Below are 17,989 nucleotides of genomic sequence, written 5' to 3' on the forward strand. Positions count from 1 at the left end.
GTCGGGGTTGCAGAGTGTAGCGCCGTTCGGCGCCCAATGGCCAAAAATGACTTGGGGCCGCTTCGCGCCCCATCGCGGGGCAAGCCCGCTCCTACAGGTTCGGTGGGATCCCTGTAGGAGCGGGCTTGCCCCGCGATGGGCTGCGAAGCAGCCCCAATCAATTCAGACCTGAAACGCTTACTTGCGCTTCATCGACAGGAAGAACTCGTCGTTGGTCTTGGTTTGCTTGAGCTTGTCGACCAGGAACTCGATGGCGGCGATTTCGTCCATCGGGTGCAGCAGCTTGCGCAGGATCCACATGCGCTGCAGTTCGTCGTCGGCGGTCAGCAGCTCTTCGCGGCGGGTACCGGAACGGTTGATGTTGATGGCCGGGAACACACGCTTCTCAGCGATGCGACGGTCCAGGGGCAGCTCCATGTTGCCGGTACCCTTGAACTCTTCGTAGATCACTTCGTCCATCTTCGAGCCGGTCTCGACCAGCGCGGTGGCGATGATGGTCAGCGAACCGCCTTCCTCGATGTTACGCGCGGCACCGAAGAAGCGCTTCGGCTTCTCCAGGGCGTGGGCGTCGACACCACCGGTCAGGACCTTGCCGGAGCTCGGGATCACGGTGTTGTAGGCACGGGCCAGACGAGTGATGGAGTCGAGCAGGATGACCACATCTTTCTTGTGCTCGACCAGGCGCTTGGCCTTCTCGATGACCATCTCGGCAACCTGCACGTGGCGGGTCGGCGGCTCGTCGAAGGTCGAGGCGACCACTTCGCCGCGCACGGTGCGCTGCATCTCGGTCACTTCTTCCGGGCGCTCGTCGATCAGCAGGACGATGAGGTGGCACTCGGGGTTGTTACGGGTGATGTTGGCGGCGATGTTCTGCAGCATGATCGTCTTGCCCGCTTTCGGCGGAGCGACGATCAGGCCACGCTGGCCCTTGCCGATCGGAGCGCACAGGTCGATGACGCGGCCGGTGAGGTCTTCGGTGGAGCCGTTGCCGGCCTCCATCTTCAGGCGGTCGTTGGGGAACAGCGGCGTCAGGTTCTCGAACAGGATCTTGTTCTTGGCGTTTTCCGGACGGTCGAAGTTGATGGTATCGACCTTCAGCAGAGCGAAGTAACGCTCCCCTTCCTTCGGTGGGCGGATCTTGCCGACGATGGTGTCGCCAGTGCGCAGGTTGAAACGGCGGATCTGGCTGGGCGAGACGTAGATGTCGTCGGGGCCGGCCAGGTAGGACGCATCAGCCGAACGCAGGAAACCGAAACCATCCTGGAGAATCTCCAGCACGCCGTCACCCGAGATCTCTTCGCCACTTTTCGCGTGCTTCTTCAACAGGGCGAAAATCACGTCCTGCTTGCGCGAACGGGCCATGTTTTCGATGCCCATCTGTTCGGCCATTTCCAGCAGATCGGTAATCGGCTTTTGCTTGAGTTCAGTCAGGTTCATAAGGGGAGTGACGTAATCATGTAAGAAGGGAGAATTAAGCTTCTGGCTTAATGAGGCCGCGCCGCTAGATGGCGACAGGATCGCGTACTGATTCGAATTGGGGATGCTTCGGCGACGGCGTGTAGAGGGCACTGGAAAAGCAGTGCGAGGCCGAATGTAACACTTGCTTTTTTCTGCGTCTAGTGCTCTGAAAAAGAAAAGCCCCGCATTCGCGGGGCTCTTTCACATCACAGGTGGGCGTCGAGGAACGCGGCCAGCTGCGACTTGGACAGGGCGCCGACCTTGGTGGCTTCGACGTTCCCGCCCTTGAACAGCATCAGCGTCGGGATACCACGCACGCCGTGCTTGGCTGGGGTTTCCTGGTTTTCGTCGATGTTCAGCTTGGCGATGGTCAGCTTGCCTTCGTACTCTTCGGCCAGAGCGTCCAGTACCGGAGCGATCATCTTGCATGGACCGCACCATTCAGCCCAGTAGTCGACCAGAACCGGGCCTTGAGCCTGCAGCACATCGGCTTCAAAGGTGGCGTCGGTGACGTATTTGATTTTGTCGCTCATGGAAATCTCCAAGGTCGTAAGCAGTAAAAACGTGGCCCCATGATAGCCGCACCCACGCCCTACAGGAAGTCACAGCCGATTGAGTGTAACTATAGTTGTGCAAGACACCGCGAATCGAAACTGTCACACAAGTGTCATAGCATCGAATGGCACATTGCCTTGCATCACGCCCCGGAGAGCCACGCGTTGGCGACAGCCATGGATCGTGGCACGATTGCCGGGTTAACGACCGAGAACACTCAGATCATGCCGCATACCACCGCGAAGAACCTGTCTCTGATCGCTGCCATCGACCTAGGCTCCAACAGCTTCCACATGGTCGTCGCCAAAGCCCACCACACCGAGATCCGCATTCTCGAACGGCTGGGGGAAAAGGTGCAGCTGGCAGCCGGCATCGACGACGCCCGCATGCTCAGCGAAGAGGCCATGGAACGGGGCCTGGAGTGCCTCAAACGCTTTGCCCAGCTGATCAACGGCATGCCCTCCGGTGCCGTGCGCATCGTCGGCACCAATGCCTTGCGCGAGGCGCGCAACCGCAACCAATTCATCCAGCGCGCCGAGGCCATTCTCGGCCATCCGGTCGAAGTCATCTCCGGCCGTGAAGAGGCGCGCCTGATCTACCTGGGCGTGTCGCACACCCTGGCCGACACCCCCGGCAAGCGCCTGGTCGCCGATATCGGCGGCGGCAGCACCGAGTTCATCATCGGCCAGCGTTTCGAACCGCTGCTGCGCGAAAGCCTGCAGATGGGCTGCGTCAGCTTCACCCAGCGCTATTTCCGCGACGGCAAGATCACCCCAGCGCGCTATGCCCAGGCCTACACCGCCGCGCGCCTGGAACTGATGAGCATCGAGAACGCCTTGCACCGCCTGACCTGGGACGAGGCCATCGGCTCGTCGGGGACCATCCGCGCCATCGGCGCCGCCATCAAGGCCTGTGGCTTGGGCAATGGCGAGGTCAACGCCGAGGGACTGGCCGCGGTCAAGCGCAAGCTGTTCAAGCTGGGGGAGGTCGACAAGATCGACTTCGACGGCGTCAAGCCGGACCGCCGCACCATCTTCCCTGCCGGCATGGCCATCCTCGAGGCGATCTTCGACGCTCTGGAACTGCAGCGCATGGATCACTGCGACGGCGCCCTGCGCGAAGGTGTGCTGTTCGACCTGCTCGGCCGTCACCACCACGAAGACGTGCGCGAGCGCACCCTGAACTCGCTGATGGAGCGCTACCACGTGGACCAGGGCCAGGCGGCACGAGTCGAGCGCAAGGCACTGCATGCCTTCGACCAGGTGGCCGAGGCGTGGGGGCTCACGGATGGAAACTGGCGCGACTTGCTGGGCTGGGCGGCGAAAGTCCATGAAATCGGCCTGGACATCGCCCATTACCACTACCACAAGCACGGCTCCTACCTGATCGAACACTCCGACCTGTCGGGCTTCTCCCGCGAGGACCAGCAGATGTTGGCGTTGCTGGTACGCGGGCATCGCCGCAACATCCCCAAGGACCGTTTCGCCGAGTTCGGAGATGAAGGCCGGCAGTTGATCCGCCTGTGCGTGCTGCTGCGCTTCGCCATCCTCTTCCATCACATCCGCGGCACCGCGCAAATGCCCAAAGTAGAGCTGCAGGCCGACGAAGACAGCCTGCACGTGGTATTCCCGGAAGGGTGGTTGGAACAGAACCAGCTGACCCAGGCCGACTTCGCCAACGAGGCGGAGTGGCTGGCCCGGGTCGGCTTCGTCCTCAGCGTACGTTGAGGACTGGGTTGCTCAGGCGCTCCAGCAAGGTCGCCTGGGCACTGCGCGGGTTCTGGTTGCCGGTCGGGCTGCTGCGCACGTAGCGCCCGTCGGGCTGCAGGGTCCAGGCGTGGGTGTTGTCGGTGAGGTAGCTTTCGAGCTCCTTCTTCACCCGCAGCAACAGCTTCTTGCCTTCTACCGGGAAGCAGGTCTCGACGCGCTTGTCGAGGTTGCGTTCCATCCAGTCGGCACTGGAAAGGTAGATCTGCTCCTCGCCGCCATTGAGGAAGTAGAACACCCGGGTGTGCTCCAGGAAGCGGCCGATGATCGAGCGCACCTGGATGTTGTGCGACACCCCTGGAATGCCTGGGCGCAGGCAGCACATGCCACGCACCACCAGGTCGATCTTCACGCCCGACTGGCTGGCCTTGTACAGGGCCTTGATCACCTTGGCGTCGGTCAGCGAGTTGAACTTGGCGATGATGTGCGCCGGCTTGCCGTCCAGGGCGAACTGGGTCTCGCGGGCGATCATGTCGAGCATGCCCTTCTTGAGGGTGAACGGCGCATGCAGCAGTTTCTTCATGCGCAGCGTCTTGCCCATGCCGATCAGCTGGCTGAACAGCTTGCCGACGTCCTCGGTGAGAGCGTCGTCGGAGGTCAACAGGCTGTAGTCGGTGTACAGACGGGCGTTGCCGGCGTGGTAGTTGCCGGTGCCCAGGTGCGCGTAGCGGACGATCTCGCCCTGCTCACGACGCAGGATCAGCATCATCTTGGCGTGGGTCTTGAAGCCGACCACACCGTAGATCACCACCGCGCCCGCGGCTTGCAGGCGGCTGGCCATCTGCAGGTTGGACTCTTCGTCGAAGCGCGCACGCAGCTCGATCACTGCGGTGACCTCCTTGCCGTTGCGCGCCGCGTCCACCAGGGCGTCGACGATCTCCGAGTTGGCCCCGGAGCGGTACAGGGTCTGGCGCACGGCGAGCACGTGCGGGTCTTTGGCGGCCTGGCGGAGCAGGTCGACCACCGGGGTGAACGACTCGAACGGGTGCATCAGCAGCACGTCCTGCTTGCCGATCACGCTGAAGATGTTGTCGGCGTTCTGCAGCAGTTTCGGGATCGCCGGGGTGAACGGCGTGTACTGCAGCTCCGGATGGCTATCCAGGCCGGTGATGCTGAACAGGCGCGTCAGGTTGACCGGGCCGTTGACCTGGTAGAGCTCGCTCTCGCTCAGGCTGAACTGCTTGAGCAGGTAGTCGGACAGGTGCTTGGGGCAGGTGTCGGCGACTTCCAGGCGTACGGCATCGCCGTAACGGCGCGAGAACAGCTCGCCGCGCAGGGCGCGGGCAAGATCGTCGACTTCCTCGGAATCCAGCGCCAGGTCGGCGTTGCGGGTCAGGCGGAACTGGTAACAGCCCTTGACCTTCATGCCCTGGAACAGATCGTCGGCGTGGGCGTGGATCATCGACGACAGGAACACGTAGTTGTCACCGGCACCACCGACCTCTTCCGGCACCCGGATCACCCTCGGCAGCAGGCGCGGTGCGGGGATGATCGCCAGGCCCGAGTCGCGGCCGAAGGCATCAACGCCCTCCAGTTCGACGATGAAGTTCAGGCTCTTGTTCACCAGCAGCGGGAACGGGTGGGTCGGGTCGAGGCCGATCGGGGTGATGATCGGCGCGATCTCGTCACGGAAGTAACGGCGCACCCAGGTCTTGAGCTTGGGCGTCCAATAGCGACGACGGATGAAGCGGATGGCGTGCTTCTCCAGCTCCGGCAGCAACACGTCGTTGAGGATCGCGTACTGGCGCTCCACCTCGATGTGCACCAGCTCGCTGATGCGCGCCAGCGCCTGGTGCGGCTGCAAGCCATCGGCGCCGGCCTGCTCGCGGGCGAAATTGATCTGCTTCTTGAGGCCGGCGACGCGGATCTCGAAGAACTCGTCGAGGTTGCTGGAGAAGATCAGCAGGAACTTCAAGCGTTCCAGCAACGGATAGGATTCGTCCAGCGCCTGCTCGAGCACGCGAATATTGAACTGCAGCTGCGAAAGCTCGCGATGAATGTACAGGCTGCTGTCGTCCAGGCTCGGCACGGCGATGGCCGGCGCGGGTGCAGGGGCCGGCGTCTCGGCCACCGGCTCGGGCTCCGGCTGCGGGGCTGGCGGCAGATCTGGCGGCGTCTGCACCATCTCTTCTGGAATCGCCTGGGCTTCCTTGATCGCGACAGGGGTTAGCACTTCATTATTCATCTGACGTTCCTGGAGGGCGGATACGCTCTCTGTACAATTTAGCGGCACGATAAGCGGCCATTATGACGACTGTGTTACACCCCGTGGCAAGCCTGCGTCTTATAGCCGCTGCTAGTGTCCTGACTGACAATGTTCACGTCGAGACACATTTGGACACTTTCATGAATGCGCGCGAAGGGGTAGGCTGCGCGTTCATTTCGCCAGCATCTTTCAAAATGCTTCAACAATTCCTGCAGGATTTCGGCTACTTCGCCCTTTTTCTAGGCACCTTTTTCGAAGGCGAGACCATCCTGGTGCTTGCAGGCTTCCTCGCGTTCCGCGGCTACATGGACATCAAGCTGGTGTGCCTGGTGGCCTTCCTCGGCAGTTACGCGGGCGATCAGTTGTGGTATTTCATGGGCCGCCGCCATGGGCGCCGAATCCTTGCCCGCAAGCCGCGCTGGCAGGCCATGGGCGACAGGGCCCTGGACCATATCCGTCGCCACCCCGATATCTGGGTGCTGAGCTTCCGCTTCGTCTACGGCTTGCGCACGGTGATGCCGGTGGCCATCGGCCTGTCGGGCTATCCGCCGCGCCGCTACCTGCTGCTCAACGGCATCGGTGCGGCGATCTGGGCGCTGGCCCTGGGCGCCGCCGCGTATCACTTCGGCGCCATTCTCGAAGGCCTGCTGGGCAATGTGAAGCGCTATGAGCTATGGGTACTGGGTGGCCTGCTGGTATTGGGCGGCCTGCTCTGGCTGCGCCGGCGCTTCCGCACCCTGCGCGCCGAGCGCAAGGCGGCGGCCCAGGATCAACCGGCCGACAAGTGAACACCCGGGCCTGACCGCGATCCAACCTTGTAGCGCCTCGACACAGGAGTAACGAGCATGACTAAAAAAGTAGCGGTGATTCTTTCGGGCTGCGGCGTGTACGACGGCGCGGAAATCCAGGAAAGCGTGATCACCCTCTTGCGCCTCGACCAGCGAGGTGCCCAGGTGCAGTGCTTTGCACCCAACATCGCCCAACTGCATGTGATCGACCACCTGAGCGGCGAAGAGATGCCCGAATCGCGCAACGTGCTGGTCGAGTCGGCCCGTATCGCCCGTGGCGAGGTCAAGGATATCCGCGACGCCAAGGTCGAGGACTTCGACGCGCTGATCGTGCCCGGGGGCTTTGGCGCGGCCAAGAACCTGTCCAACTTTGCCGTCGAAGGCGCCAACTGCAGCGTGCAACCCGATGTGCTGGCCCTGGCCGAAGCCTTCGCCGGCGCCTGCAAGCCGGTGGGGCTTATCTGCATCTCGCCAGCGCTGGCGGCGAAGATCTATGGCCCTGGCGTGGTGTGCACCATCGGCACCGATGCCGACACCGCCGCTGCGGTGGTGAAGATGGGCGGCACCCATGAAGACTGCGACGTGCATGACATCGTCGAGGATACCCAGCGCAAGCTGGTGACTACCCCGGCCTACATGGAAGCCAAGTCGATCAGCGAAGCCGCCAGCGGCATCTACAAGCTGGTGGACCGGGTACTCGAACTGACCCACGAAGGCCAGTAACCAGCGCCAGGGCCTGGCCTACAGGCCCCTTCAACCTTTCGCCAATCGCGTCAGGATTCGATCCAGCGCGTTGGCGAACGCCTGCTTCTCGCGCTCGCCGTAGGGCGCTTGCCCTCCCCCCACCTGCCCCTGTTCGCGCAACTCGGTGAACAGGTTGCGCACCGCCAGCCGCTCGCCCATGTTGCGTTCGTCGAACTCGCGTCCGCGTGGGTCCAGGGCGGCCACGCCCTTCTTGATCAGCCGGTCGGCCAGGGGCACATCGCTGCAGATCACCAGTTCACCGGGCATTGCGTGCTCGACCAGGTAGTCGTCGGCCGCGTCCATGCCGCTGGGCACCACGATCAGGCGCACGATGGCGAAGGCCGGCTTGGCCACTGCCTGACCGGCGACCATGATCACCTCCAGCTTGCGCTTGAGGGCGAATTTGACGATGAGGTCCTTGGCCTGCTTGGGGCAGGCGTCGGCGTCGATCCAGATGCGCATGGAACCATTCTCTCTTTGTTGTCTGCGCCGGCCTCTTCGCGGGTAAACCCGCTCCTACAACAAACGCTGATCTATTTATCAGGAATCACCTACCCCTGTAGGAGCGGGTTTACCCGCGAAGAGGCCGGCAGCCAAATTACCTAAACCGCAGCCCGCCGCTTCTCGGCCAGGCGACTACGCCCATACAACACCACGATGGCCAGCAACGCCACCGCCTGCGCCCCGAGCGAATAGGCATCGGCATGAATCCCCAGCCAGTCGAACTCGAAGAACGCCACCGGCCGCGTGCCCAGCACCCCGGCCTCCTGCAGCGCCTTCACGCCATGCCCGGCGAACACCACCGACAACGCGCACAACAACGCGGCATTGATGCTGAAGAACAGCGACAGCGGCAGCTTCGCCGAGCCCCGCAGAATCACCCAGGCCAGGCCCACCAGCAGCACCAGCGCGGTGGCGCCACCGGCCAGCACGGCCTGATGCCCGGCAGGGCCTGCCTGCAGCCACAGGGTCTCGTAGAACAGGATCACCTCGAACAGTTCGCGGTAGACCGAGAAGAACGCCAGCATGGCAAAGCCAAAACGCCCGCCGCCACTGACCAGGCTGCTCTTGATGTAGTCCTGCCAGGCGGCGGCGTGGCGGCGGTCGTGCATCCACACCCCCAGCCACAACACCATCACCGCGGCGAACAACGCCGTGCAGCCTTCGAGCAATTCGCGCTGGGCCCCGCCCACGTCGATCACATAGGCCGCCAGCGCCCAGGTCGCGAAGCCCGCGACCAGCGCCAGGGCCCAGCCGATGTTGACGCTGCGTACCGCCGATTGCTGCCCGGTGTTACGCAGGAAAGCGAGGATCGCAGCCAGTACCAGAATCGCCTCCAGGCCTTCGCGCAGCAGGATCAGCAGGCCCGAAATGTAGCTCAACGACCAGCTCAGGCCATCGCTGCCGAGCAGCTTGGCGGCGCCATCCAGCTTTGCCTTGGCCTCGGCCAGGCGCTGCTCGGCTTGCGCCACCGGCAGGCCATCCTGCAGCGATTGACGATAGGCCATCAGGGCCTTCTCGGTGTCTTTGCGAGCCTGGGTGTCGATGTTGTCCAGAGAGCTTTCGACCAGCTCGAAGCCTTCGAGATAGGCGGCCACCGACAGGTCATAGGCCTGGTCGTGATCCCCTTCACGGTAGGCCGCAAGGCTCTTGTCCAGGGTGGTGGCGGTGTAGTCGAGCAACTGCGCCGGCCCACGCTTGACCTGCGGCGGTTGGGCACGCTGGGCACGGAAGGCCTCGACAGCGGTCGCGCCTTCGCTGGCGCTCACTTCGGCGGGAGTCTGGCGGGCCAGGTCGGCCAGGTTCCAGGTCTTGTCGTCCTTGGCCGCTTCCGGCTTGGCGGTGAAGCTCGCGACATAGGCCGCCACGTCCCAGCGCTGGCGTTCGTCCAACTGGTCTGCGAACGACGGCATTTCGGTCCCTTCGATGCCCAGGCCGAGGGTGTTGTAGAGGTCGAACAGGCTCAACTGGTCGAGGCGCGCGACATCGCGCAGGTTCGCCGGCGCGGGCTCCAAGCCGACGCCGGCCGGGCCGTCGCCGGCACCGCTGTCGCCATGGCAGATGGCGCAGTTCTGCGCGTACAGCGAAGCGCCACGCGTCGGGTCCGGGGTGATCACCGGCGCCTGACTGACCTCATAGGCCACGGCCAGGCGCGCGCCCAGTTGGCGAGCCTGCTTGGCTACCGCCGCGCCGTCCTGACGCTGGTCGATGGCCTGGCGCAGTGCTGCAACGCCCTGGCTCAGGGCACTCTGCTCGGGATGCGCGGGCAGGCCCTTGACCAGCTCGGCCAGCACCGCGCTGAACTCCTGTTGTTCGCGGTATTCGCCATCGTCGATGACCTTGCCGCCCTGCACGGTCGGTGGATAGTCGGCGCCGATGTAATCGAGCAGGTGCAGGGCCTTGGTGGCCTCGGCGGGGGCTTCGGCCTGCGCCAAAGTACTGCACAGCGCCAGCAACAAGGCGGGGAGCCAGGCGAGCAGACGGGAATGGGAGTTCATGGCCAATCTCGAAGGAAATGCGAAAGAGAACATTGTTCACTCACACTCCTTTTCCCTCAAGCGTTGCGGGGCGATTTCATGAAAAATCCTGAAACGAATAAGCAATAGACCGAGGGCTGCGGGTGGCGCTCGGTTTCCGCGCCACCATGGGTGCCTGGCAGGCCCTCACGCCTCGACGTTCATCCCCCGCGCCATATCATCGACCAGCGCCTTGGCCAGTTCGCTGAGAATCCGCGCGGCACAGCCGGCCACGCGGTCGCTTTCCATTTCCGCCTCTGTGGTCAGGTGGCGGATGCAACCGAGCAATACCGACAGCTGCGAGAACGCGTGGTCGAACGGTACATCGGGCTGCATTCGGAACAGGTCGAACGTTTCCTTGCCAGCGGTGCCGGCATGCTTGGGCGACGTCATGGGGTCACGTCCTGCTTGCGCAGCGAGGCGCAGTGCTGGGTCACGGCGTCGAGCACCGAGCACATCACGCGGATGGCCATGCACAAGGCATCGTGGCGCAGGCCGGGGGGCGTTTCGCGGAGGATCTCGGCAGTCTGGGTCAGCGTCAGGAGCAGGGCATCCTGGAGCACCGGGCCATCGGCGATGGCGTCTGGGGAAGCGAGGGAGACCGTTGGGGCGTCGGTCAGGAGAAGGTCTGGTGGGTCGGGGACGATCTTTTTCATGGAAGGGCTCCTGTACTTCGGTGGGCCGCCATCCTCCTCGTCTCACGGAATTGGGTGGCAGTCGTACACGGGGTGAGACCCGGGTGTACAGGAACCCGGCCAGACCGAAGCCTGCCCGCGCACGACCGCCATTACGCGATGCTCACTGTACACACGGGTGTCTCACGCCCGATCGCCTTGTTAGGCGACCCGACGACAGTAGTCCCGCGTAACCGGCCTGGATAGCCAGCGGCATTCGACGCGAGCTGTAGGATAATTCGACTGATAGCCGCAGCTGAAGCATTTGGTTTCAGGTTCGGAAATGTCTTACGGCTTCAGTGCCTATTCGTGAGTGAACGGCACGGCGCGGGATCGGGGGAGGCCACCGGGTGCATGTCTCGAGTCATGTGGTGTCGCGCAGATCGAGCGCCGCGCGGGCGGCGCTCGATATCCGCGCCCATACAAACCTAACGGCGAACGCCCTTCAATATCCGCCCCCCTGCAAACCTAACGGCGAACACCCCTCGATCCCCCGCACAACCCAAGGCAGACCTACTGCTTGCCCGCATCCCTCCAACCACCCCCCAGCGCCAGGAACACACCAATCTGCCCCATCGCCACTTGGCTATTGGCCGCCGCAAGCTGCGCACGCATATCGGTATACGACCGGGTCGCCTGCAGATCGGCCAGGAACGACTCACGCCCAGCCTGGAAATACTGATGAGTCTGCTCGGCCGCTTGCTTGGCCGACTGCTCGGCCTCGGCCAGGGCATCGCGGCGGTCCAGCAGGGCGCTGTACTGCGCCAGGCGCGTCTGGGTCTCGCGGATGGCGTTCAGCACCACACCGTCGAAGTGGGCCAGGGCGGCCTGGGTCGAGGCTTCGGCCATGCGGATGCGCGCCCGGGTGCCATTGGTGGGAATGCTCCAGCTGATCTGCGGGCCGATACCCCAACGGTTGGTCGACGGGTCACCCAGGTCTTCGAGGATACCGATGGTGCCCACCTGGGCGCCGATGCTGATGTCCGGGTACAGCGCGCCCGTCGCCACACCGATGTTGGCCGTGGCTGCCGCCAGCTGGCGTTCGGCCTGGCGAACGTCGGGGCGGCGCTTGAGCAGCGCGGCGCCATCGCCAATCGGCACCAACTGCGCCAGGTGCGGCAACTCGGCGCAGTCGGCGGTGCCCGCCGGCAACTGATCGACCGGCTTGGCCAGCAGCGCGGCCAGGGTGTACATCCCGGCCTCGCGCTCGGCCTTGAAGCGCGGCAGCTCGGCACGCAGCGACTTGAACTGGGTCTGCGAACGGGTGACCTGGGTCTCGTCACCACGCCCGGCATCACGCAAGCGTTGGGTCAGTTGCACGCTTTGCTCCTGCAAGTCGAGCGACTCGCGGGCGATATGGTATTCCTCGTTGGCGGAGCACACCTGGGTGTAGGCTTTCACCACATCAGCCACCAACGTGATGCGTGCCGTGTCGGCAGCGGCTTGTACGGCATCGGCATTGGCCTTGGCGGCCTCGGTGCCACGCTTGAGGGTGCCCCAGAGATCGAATTGATACGAGGCGCTGATGATCGCCTCGCCGATGTTGGCCACCGGCACTTTCTCGGTCAGCAGGAACGCTTGCCCAGACTCCTGCAGGCGCTGGGCGCCGGCCTTGACCCCAGCGTTGAAGCCGCCCTGCGACTCGGCCACTTCGACCTGGGCACGAGCCCTGGCGATGTTGGCCGCCGCCACGCGCAACTCGGTGTTGGCGCTCAGGGCCTGACGCACCAGCTCGTTGAGGCGCGGGTCCTGGTACAGCTGCCACCAGTCCTCCGGCACCGGCGCCGACACCACGCTGTCGGCATCCTGGCGCAGCGGGCCGTTGAGGTCGCTGCGTTGCACCGCCGCGTCCTTGGGCACCTCGTAGTCGGGGCCGACCATCATGCATGCCCCCAACGACAGGCACAGGCCCGCCAGGATCAGCTGTTTCATGGGCGCTGCCCCTCGATGATCGAGACCGTGGCGGTGCGCCCGGCGATCATGCGGAAGTCTTGCGGCACTTCGTCGAAGGCGATGCGCACCGGAATGCGCTGGGCCAGGCGCACCCAGCTGAATGCCGGGTTGACGTTGGGCAGCAGGTTGGCGCCGCTGACCCGGTCGCGGTCCTCGATACCGGCGGCAAAGCTCTGCACGTGGCCACGCAGGCGGGTGTTGTCGCCCATCACGCGGATGTCCACGGCGTCGCCGATGTGGATGCCGCCGAGCTTGGTTTCCTCGAAGTAGCCATCGACGTGGTACGAAGCGCTGTCGACCACCGACAGCACTGGCCGGCCGGCGGTGACGAACTCGTGATTGCGCGGTGCGCGGTCGTTCAGGTAGCCATCCACCGGGCTGCGGATCACCGAGCGGTCGAGGTTGAGTTGGGCGGCATCGACCGCCACTTGCGCCTCGTTGGCCGCCGAGCGGGCGCGGGCCTCGCGCGACTGGCTCTCTTCGAGCTGCTCGGCCGCCACCAGGTTGCCCAGTTTGCGGTTACGCTGCGCCTCGCGCGAGGCCTGGGCCAGGGTTTCCTGGCGCTCTGCCAGGGTCGCCTTGGCCTGGCGCAGGGCCAGGGAGAAGCGGTCCTGGTCGATGGTGAACAGCACGTCGCCGCGCTTGACCACCTGGTTGTCGCGCACCTCGACCTTCTGGATCAGGCCGGAGACGTCCGGGGCGATCTGGATCACATCGGCGCGGATATGGCCGTCGCGGGTCCAGGGGGCGAACAGGTAGTACACCACCATCTGCCACACGAGCACGGCGGCGAAGCTCACTACCAGCAAGGTCAGGACCACGCGGCCCAAGGTCAACAAAGGTTTTTTCATGGCAGCATCAGGTTTCGGCAAAAGTGGTCGACCGCGCCCAGCATCACGGCGTAGAGGGCAACGTTGAACAACGCCCGGTGCCAGACCAGGCGGTAGAAGTGCAGGCGCACGAGCACGGCGTGCACGCCCAGGAACAGCAGGTAGGTGAACACCATCATCACCAGCAGCGTGGGCAGGAACACCCCGCTGATATCCAGATCACCAATCACAGTGGCGCTCCATCGATGCCGTGGGGCAGTTGCGGTTGTTCGCTTGGCTCGAGCATCACCTCGACCCCCGGCAGCAAGGCCAGGCGCAGGCCGCTCAAGGCATGCAGCAGGTGCAGGCGGGCGTCGCCGCGCTCGTGGCCCTGGTCCAGCGCCAGGCCCTGGCGTGCCCGCTCCATGCTGCGCAGCAGTTCGGCTGGCGCGTGCAAGCGCTGGTTGGCGCGCAGGCACGCGGCGAAATGCGTGCCGACCTCGGCGATGACCGCCTCCAGCCGCTCGCGGGCCTGCTGGCCGACACGCGGCATGTACGCCTGCAGGTCGAGCAGGTTGAGGCCCACGCGCAGGTCGCGCAGCGCCACGCCGCTGTCCTGGCCGGTCTGCGACAGCCGCGGCAAGTGCTGCATCAGGCGGTCGAGCATCTGCACGCCGAGCTGGCGGTGCTCGGCGAGGTTCGCCGGGTGGGTGATCTCGACGATGTCGCGCCAGGCGAAGCGGGTCATGCGCTTGGCCGCCAGCTCCACGCCGAACGGGCGCAGCAGCAAGGTCCAGATGAAGGCGAACAGCAAGCCCACGGGGCCGGCCAGGTTGGCGTTGATGAAGGTCAGGAAGTCGGCGTCGTAGGCGCCCTGGATGCTGATGAAGGTGGCCGTGTTGACGATGGTCAACAAGGTGCCGAGGTAGAAACGCGGCTGCACGGTCAGGGTGCCGACGCAGATGAACGGCACGGCGAAGGCCAGCACCAGCATCGGGAAGTCGTGCAGGTTGGGCAGCACCAGGAACAGGTAGACGCTGGAGAAGATCACCGACATCAGCGTCCAGAAGAAGAAGCGGTAGATCTGCGGCGCCGGGTCGTCCATCGCGGCGAAGAAGCTGCAGGCCACGGCGGCGAGAATCACCGCGCTGCCGCCATCGTTCCAGCCGAGCAGGATCCACAGGCCGCTGGCGACAATGATCGCGGTGACCGTGGAGAACACCGAGTACAGCATCAGGCCGCGGTCGAAGAACGCAGTCAGCCGCCCCAGGCGCCAGTGCCGGTAGGCGGCGCGCCAAGGCGTGGCGTCGTCCAGCCGCAGGGCGTGCTGGAGGGCGCAGCAGTCCTGCCACAGGTCGACCCATTCGGTGAGGCGGTAGAGGGCATTGGACAACAGCAGTTCGGCACGCTGGTCGAGGGCCGCGGCACTGGGCTGCAGGCGGTCGATCTGCTCGTGCACGGCGGTCCAGCGCGCCAGCGAGGCATCCTTGGCGGTGCCCTCGAGCCACTGCCGCGCTGCGTCCAGCACCGGCTGCAACTGGGCGAACTGGGCCGGGGCACGGCCTTCGAGGGCCACCAGAGCGTCGTCCAGGGCATCGATCACCGGCAGCAGGTGGATCATCCGCCCACGCAGCTCGCGGGCATTCTTCACGGTGTGGGGGCCCGCGCCTTCATGGCCGAGCTGGCCGATCATCATTTCCAGGGTGTTGAAGGTGGCCACCATCGAGGCGCGCATGCCACCCACCTTGTCGGCGGCGACGTCACGGGCCAGGTAGGTGTCGCTGTAGCGGATCGCCTCAGCGAACCAGTTGCCGGTCGAGCCGACCACCACCGGTGCCAGCCGGCGCGGCCAGAAGATCGCCCCGACCACGGCGGCGCAGACGATGCCCAGGCAGATCTCCTGGGCCCGCGAAGTGGCCACGTCGAACACCGCCGTGGGGTTGTCGACCACCGCCAGGGCGATCATCGGCAGGGTATAGCCGGCCAGCATCAGCACGTAGTTGTTGGCCGTGCGCAGGTTCAGCGAGAGGAACAGCAAGGTGCCGGTCCAGAGCGCGATGGCCACCGACAGCAGCAAAGGCGACTGCACCAGCGGTGGCACCAGGAAGATCGCCCCGCCCGCACCCAGCAGCGTGCCCAGGGCGCGGTACAAGGCCTTGGAACTGGTCGGCCCGACGAAGGGGCTGGAGACGATGTACACCGTGGCCATCGCCCAGTAGGGACGCGGCAGCTGCATGAGCAGAGCGATGTACAGAGCGATCATCGATGCCGCGAAGGTGCGCACGCCGTAGAACCAGTCCCGGGCGGGCGGGACCGAACTGAAGAAGCCCTTCATTGCGCCCCACCTGCATTGCCCAGGCCGGCAGCCTCGAAGGCGCGCAGCACGCGCAGGGCGGCTTGCAGGTCCGCTTCGCTGATGCCTTGCAGCACCTCATGGCGCACACGCACCAGCTCGGCCTCGATGGCCTCGGCCAGGGCGCGGCCTTCGGCAGTGAGGCTCAGGGCCTTGGCACGGCGGTCCAGCGGATCTTCGCTGCGGCAGACCAGGCCAGCCTTGCACAGCTGGTCGAGCAGGCGCACCAGCGACGGGCTCTCCAGGCCGGCGGCCTGGGCCACGGCCACCTGGTGCACGCCATCGCCCAGGCGCACGATCATCAGCAACGGCGCGGCGCAGGCCTCGGAAATACCGTAGCTGGTCAATGCCGCGTGGCAGATGCGCCGCCAGTGCCGAGCGGCAACGATCATGCCGCTGCTGACCTGGAGGCGCAGGGAATCAAGGGACATGTAGAGAACCAAGGATATTCATAGTTTGCTAACTATCAATATACGCCTGGCCCTCCCCCTGTCGTCAACAGGGGGCGACGGGCTGCCTGGATGAATTGTTGTTCATGTTCCGATTCGAGGCTGCACCTGATCCTCGAGCTTCATCGCCAACGCCAACGAACTTCCCAACTGCACCGCGCGGTCACGCCACCCGAGGTAGCGCACGCCGTCGCGGCTGCTGAAATGCACGGCCAGCTCCTCCGCCGCCTGCATCACCCCGGTCGCCGCCGCCAGCTCCAGCCAGTACAACGCCGCCTTGGTGTCCTGCGGCACATACAGCCCGTGCAACAAGCGATAACCGACTTCGAAACGACAGCGCGGATCACCCAAGTCCGCTCCCCGCTGGAACCATTCGTACGCCCGCTGCGGGTCGACCTGCCAGCCTTGGTCGGCATCGCAGACTTCTTCCTCGTACAAGTCGCCCAGTGCCGCTGCTGCCGCCGCCATGCCGAGGGTGAACGCCTGCCGGTAGCACTCGGCCGCCTGCTCGTAGGACGGCTCCACGCCCTTGCCGAAGTACAGCTGCTGGCCCAGGTTGAACCAGGCCGCAGCGTCGCCCTGCAACGCCGCCATGCGCAACAGGTGCCGGGCCAGCACGGTATCGGCCCGCCAGTATTTGCCGTTGAGCCAGATCCAGCCCAGGTCGTTCAGCGCGCTGACGCTGCCGGCCAGTGCCTGGCGCCGCAGGTCGGCATACACCACTTGCACGTCGGGCGCCTCGTCCAGGCGGCTGATCAACAACGCCCGCTGGCTGGGCATGCCAACGCCCGCGAACTGCCGCGCGCGCCTGCCGGCGGGCAGCGCAGCAGCAACGATACGCTCGGGCAACAGCCGGGCGAGCATCGGGTGGATATTGCTGACAGCTGACATGTTCATCCTCATTGAACGACCCACGACCTCGAGCGCGGCTGCATGAGGCGTGATTCTGCGCGACGCCACGACAAAACCTGTCGCGAACGAACCGGCATGAGGCAACCAATTGCACGTTCGTTGATCAGAGCAGGTTGTGGCAAATTGCCATGAGCCCGGACAATTGCCGCAAACCGTTGCCGCAAGCCTAGACAAGGACGTTACCTTTTGCCGTTCGCTACCACCCGCGCCACCCTCAGCCGACAATGGGCGCTGCTGCGCCAGTTGCCCAGCCGCCCCCCTGGTATCACCAGTGCCGAACTGGTGTGGCGCCTGCGTGATGTGGGTTTCACCGTGAGCAAGCGCACCGTCGAGCGCGACCTCAACGAGCTGTCGCTGATCTTCCCGCTCGAGCGTAACGACAAGAGCATTCCATTCGGCTGGCACTGGTCGGCCAGTGCCGCCAGCGACCTGCGCGGTAACTTCGATCTGCAGGGCTACTTGCGCGCCGACGCCCTGCAAGGCGCTGCGGAGCATGGTATCGCGTTGCAGGCGTGGGTCAGCGACCGGCTGGCCCGGCAGTTGCGCGAGGCGCCGTTGAGCGTGGACATGCAGCTGACTGCGCTGGCGCGCGGGCACCGGCTGTCGGCCACGGTGGATGCCGAGTGGCCCGTGCGTTGGTGGGCCTTGAGCCAGGGGGACGAGGTGGTGGTCGAGTTGCCGGAGGGGGTACGCGAGGAGATTGCCAGGACCCTGGAGAGTGCGGTAGCACAGTATAGAAATTAGTTGCCTGCACCGGCCCCCGGGGGGGGGGGGGCGCGGGGGGGGGGGGGGGGGGGGGGGGGGGG

17 protein-coding genes are annotated in these 17,989 nt (G+C 65.0%); 4 read left to right on the forward strand and 13 right to left on the reverse strand.

Features of this window, described 5'->3' with window-relative positions:
* Positions 1-177: 177 nt before the first annotated feature.
* Both rho and trxA read right to left on the reverse strand, forming a co-directional pair.
* Complete coding sequence (gene rho, locus IAE37_RS08150; RefSeq protein WP_201172042.1) at positions 178-1,437, reverse strand: transcription termination factor Rho; 1,260 nt, start codon at positions 1,435-1,437, stop codon at positions 178-180.
* A gap of 227 nt (positions 1,438-1,664) precedes the next feature.
* Positions 1,665-1,991, reverse strand: a complete 327-nt coding sequence (trxA, locus tag IAE37_RS08155; RefSeq protein WP_201172044.1) for a thioredoxin TrxA — start codon at positions 1,989-1,991, stop codon at positions 1,665-1,667.
* Positions 1,992-2,237: 246 nt separating this feature from the next.
* Between trxA and ppx the strand changes: the two genes are divergently transcribed.
* Positions 2,238-3,740, forward strand: a complete 1,503-nt coding sequence (ppx, locus tag IAE37_RS08160; RefSeq protein ID WP_201172046.1) for an exopolyphosphatase — start codon at positions 2,238-2,240, stop codon at positions 3,738-3,740.
* Here the strand turns inward: ppx and ppk1 are convergent.
* Positions 3,727-5,964: a polyphosphate kinase 1 gene (ppk1, locus tag IAE37_RS08165; protein WP_201172063.1), complete on the reverse strand. Its 2,238-nt coding sequence runs from the start codon at positions 5,962-5,964 to the stop codon at positions 3,727-3,729. The two genes, ppx and ppk1, sit on opposite strands and share 14 nt — an antisense overlap.
* A gap of 215 nt (positions 5,965-6,179) precedes the next feature.
* On the opposite strand from ppk1, the gene IAE37_RS08170 reads away from it, so the two are divergent.
* On the forward strand, positions 6,180-6,773 hold the full coding sequence (locus IAE37_RS08170) for a DedA family protein (RefSeq protein WP_201172066.1): 594 nt from the start codon (positions 6,180-6,182) through the stop codon (positions 6,771-6,773).
* Positions 6,774-6,830: 57 nt separating this feature from the next.
* A complete protein-coding gene (gene elbB / locus IAE37_RS08175; RefSeq protein ID WP_201172069.1) occupies positions 6,831-7,496 on the forward strand; it encodes an isoprenoid biosynthesis glyoxalase ElbB in 666 nt (221 codons plus the stop codon).
* 30 nt (positions 7,497-7,526) lie between these two features.
* On the opposite strand, the gene IAE37_RS08180 is transcribed toward elbB, so the two are convergent.
* The 10 genes from IAE37_RS08180 to IAE37_RS08225 form a co-directional block, all read right to left on the reverse strand.
* Positions 7,527-7,979, reverse strand: a complete 453-nt coding sequence (locus tag IAE37_RS08180) for a YaiI/YqxD family protein (protein ID WP_201172072.1) — start codon at positions 7,977-7,979, stop codon at positions 7,527-7,529.
* Positions 7,980-8,119: 140 nt separating this feature from the next.
* Complete coding sequence (locus IAE37_RS08185) at positions 8,120-10,048, reverse strand: FTR1 family protein (RefSeq protein WP_201172075.1); 1,929 nt, start codon at positions 10,046-10,048, stop codon at positions 8,120-8,122.
* Positions 10,049-10,180: 132 nt separating this feature from the next.
* Positions 10,181-10,426 (reverse strand): DUF3077 domain-containing protein, encoded by a 246-nt coding sequence (locus IAE37_RS08190; protein WP_201172078.1) that lies wholly within the window; start codon positions 10,424-10,426, stop codon positions 10,181-10,183.
* Positions 10,423-10,689 (reverse strand): hypothetical protein, encoded by a 267-nt coding sequence (locus tag IAE37_RS08195; RefSeq protein ID WP_201172081.1) that lies wholly within the window; start codon positions 10,687-10,689, stop codon positions 10,423-10,425. Before IAE37_RS08195 ends, IAE37_RS08190 begins: the two co-directional genes overlap by 4 nt.
* Before the next feature lie 531 nt (positions 10,690-11,220).
* Complete coding sequence (locus tag IAE37_RS08200) at positions 11,221-12,639, reverse strand: efflux transporter outer membrane subunit (RefSeq protein ID WP_201172085.1); 1,419 nt, start codon at positions 12,637-12,639, stop codon at positions 11,221-11,223.
* Positions 12,636-13,511, reverse strand: coding sequence for an efflux RND transporter periplasmic adaptor subunit (locus IAE37_RS08205; RefSeq protein WP_201172088.1), 876 nt, complete (start codon positions 13,509-13,511; stop codon positions 12,636-12,638). The genes IAE37_RS08200 and IAE37_RS08205 overlap by 4 nt, the downstream gene beginning before the upstream one ends.
* Positions 13,508-13,720, reverse strand: coding sequence for a DUF1656 domain-containing protein (locus IAE37_RS08210; RefSeq protein ID WP_136912409.1), 213 nt, complete (start codon positions 13,718-13,720; stop codon positions 13,508-13,510). Before IAE37_RS08210 ends, IAE37_RS08205 begins: the two co-directional genes overlap by 4 nt.
* Positions 13,717-15,804, reverse strand: a complete 2,088-nt coding sequence (locus IAE37_RS08215; protein WP_201172091.1) for an FUSC family protein — start codon at positions 15,802-15,804, stop codon at positions 13,717-13,719. The genes IAE37_RS08210 and IAE37_RS08215 overlap by 4 nt, the downstream gene beginning before the upstream one ends.
* Entirely contained in the window at positions 15,801-16,253 is a 453-nt protein-coding gene (locus tag IAE37_RS08220; protein WP_201172093.1) for a MarR family winged helix-turn-helix transcriptional regulator, read from the reverse strand. Before IAE37_RS08220 ends, IAE37_RS08215 begins: the two co-directional genes overlap by 4 nt.
* A gap of 102 nt (positions 16,254-16,355) precedes the next feature.
* Complete coding sequence (locus IAE37_RS08225; protein WP_201172095.1) at positions 16,356-17,162, reverse strand: tetratricopeptide repeat protein; 807 nt, start codon at positions 17,160-17,162, stop codon at positions 16,356-16,358.
* A 207-nt stretch (positions 17,163-17,369) separates the two neighbouring features.
* Here IAE37_RS08225 and IAE37_RS08230 point away from each other — a divergent pair, with 207 nt between their 5' ends.
* Positions 17,370-17,927 carry a WYL domain-containing protein gene (locus tag IAE37_RS08230; RefSeq protein WP_201172101.1) on the forward strand — a complete coding sequence of 186 codons (558 nt, stop codon included), beginning with the start codon at positions 17,370-17,372 and terminating at the stop codon, positions 17,925-17,927.
* Positions 17,928-17,989 lie beyond the last annotated feature (62 nt).

This window comes from Pseudomonas sp. S31, from assembly GCF_016648105.1.
Lineage (GTDB): Bacteria > Pseudomonadota > Gammaproteobacteria > Pseudomonadales > Pseudomonadaceae > Aquipseudomonas.

Coding starts and splice junctions, on each gene's coding strand:
- rho (WP_201172042.1), bottom strand. CDS start 1,437: ATGAACCTGACTGAACTCAAGCAAAAGCCGATTACCGATCTGCTGGAA.
- trxA (WP_201172044.1), bottom strand. CDS start 1,991: ATGAGCGACAAAATCAAATACGTCACCGACGCCACCTTTGAAGCCGAT.
- ppx (WP_201172046.1), top strand. CDS start 2,238: ATGCCGCATACCACCGCGAAGAACCTGTCTCTGATCGCTGCCATCGAC.
- ppk1 (WP_201172063.1), bottom strand. CDS start 5,964: ATGAATAATGAAGTGCTAACCCCTGTCGCGATCAAGGAAGCCCAGGCG.
- IAE37_RS08170 (WP_201172066.1), top strand. CDS start 6,180: ATGCTTCAACAATTCCTGCAGGATTTCGGCTACTTCGCCCTTTTTCTA.
- elbB (WP_201172069.1), top strand. CDS start 6,831: ATGACTAAAAAAGTAGCGGTGATTCTTTCGGGCTGCGGCGTGTACGAC.
- IAE37_RS08180 (WP_201172072.1), bottom strand. CDS start 7,979: ATGCGCATCTGGATCGACGCCGACGCCTGCCCCAAGCAGGCCAAGGAC.
- IAE37_RS08185 (WP_201172075.1), bottom strand. CDS start 10,048: ATGTTCTCTTTCGCATTTCCTTCGAGATTGGCCATGAACTCCCATTCC.
- IAE37_RS08190 (WP_201172078.1), bottom strand. CDS start 10,426: ATGACGTCGCCCAAGCATGCCGGCACCGCTGGCAAGGAAACGTTCGAC.
- IAE37_RS08195 (WP_201172081.1), bottom strand. CDS start 10,689: ATGAAAAAGATCGTCCCCGACCCACCAGACCTTCTCCTGACCGACGCC.
- IAE37_RS08200 (WP_201172085.1), bottom strand. CDS start 12,639: ATGAAACAGCTGATCCTGGCGGGCCTGTGCCTGTCGTTGGGGGCATGC.
- IAE37_RS08205 (WP_201172088.1), bottom strand. CDS start 13,511: ATGAAAAAACCTTTGTTGACCTTGGGCCGCGTGGTCCTGACCTTGCTG.
- IAE37_RS08215 (WP_201172091.1), bottom strand. CDS start 15,804: ATGAAGGGCTTCTTCAGTTCGGTCCCGCCCGCCCGGGACTGGTTCTAC.
- IAE37_RS08220 (WP_201172093.1), bottom strand. CDS start 16,253: ATGTCCCTTGATTCCCTGCGCCTCCAGGTCAGCAGCGGCATGATCGTT.
- IAE37_RS08225 (WP_201172095.1), bottom strand. CDS start 17,162: ATGTCAGCTGTCAGCAATATCCACCCGATGCTCGCCCGGCTGTTGCCC.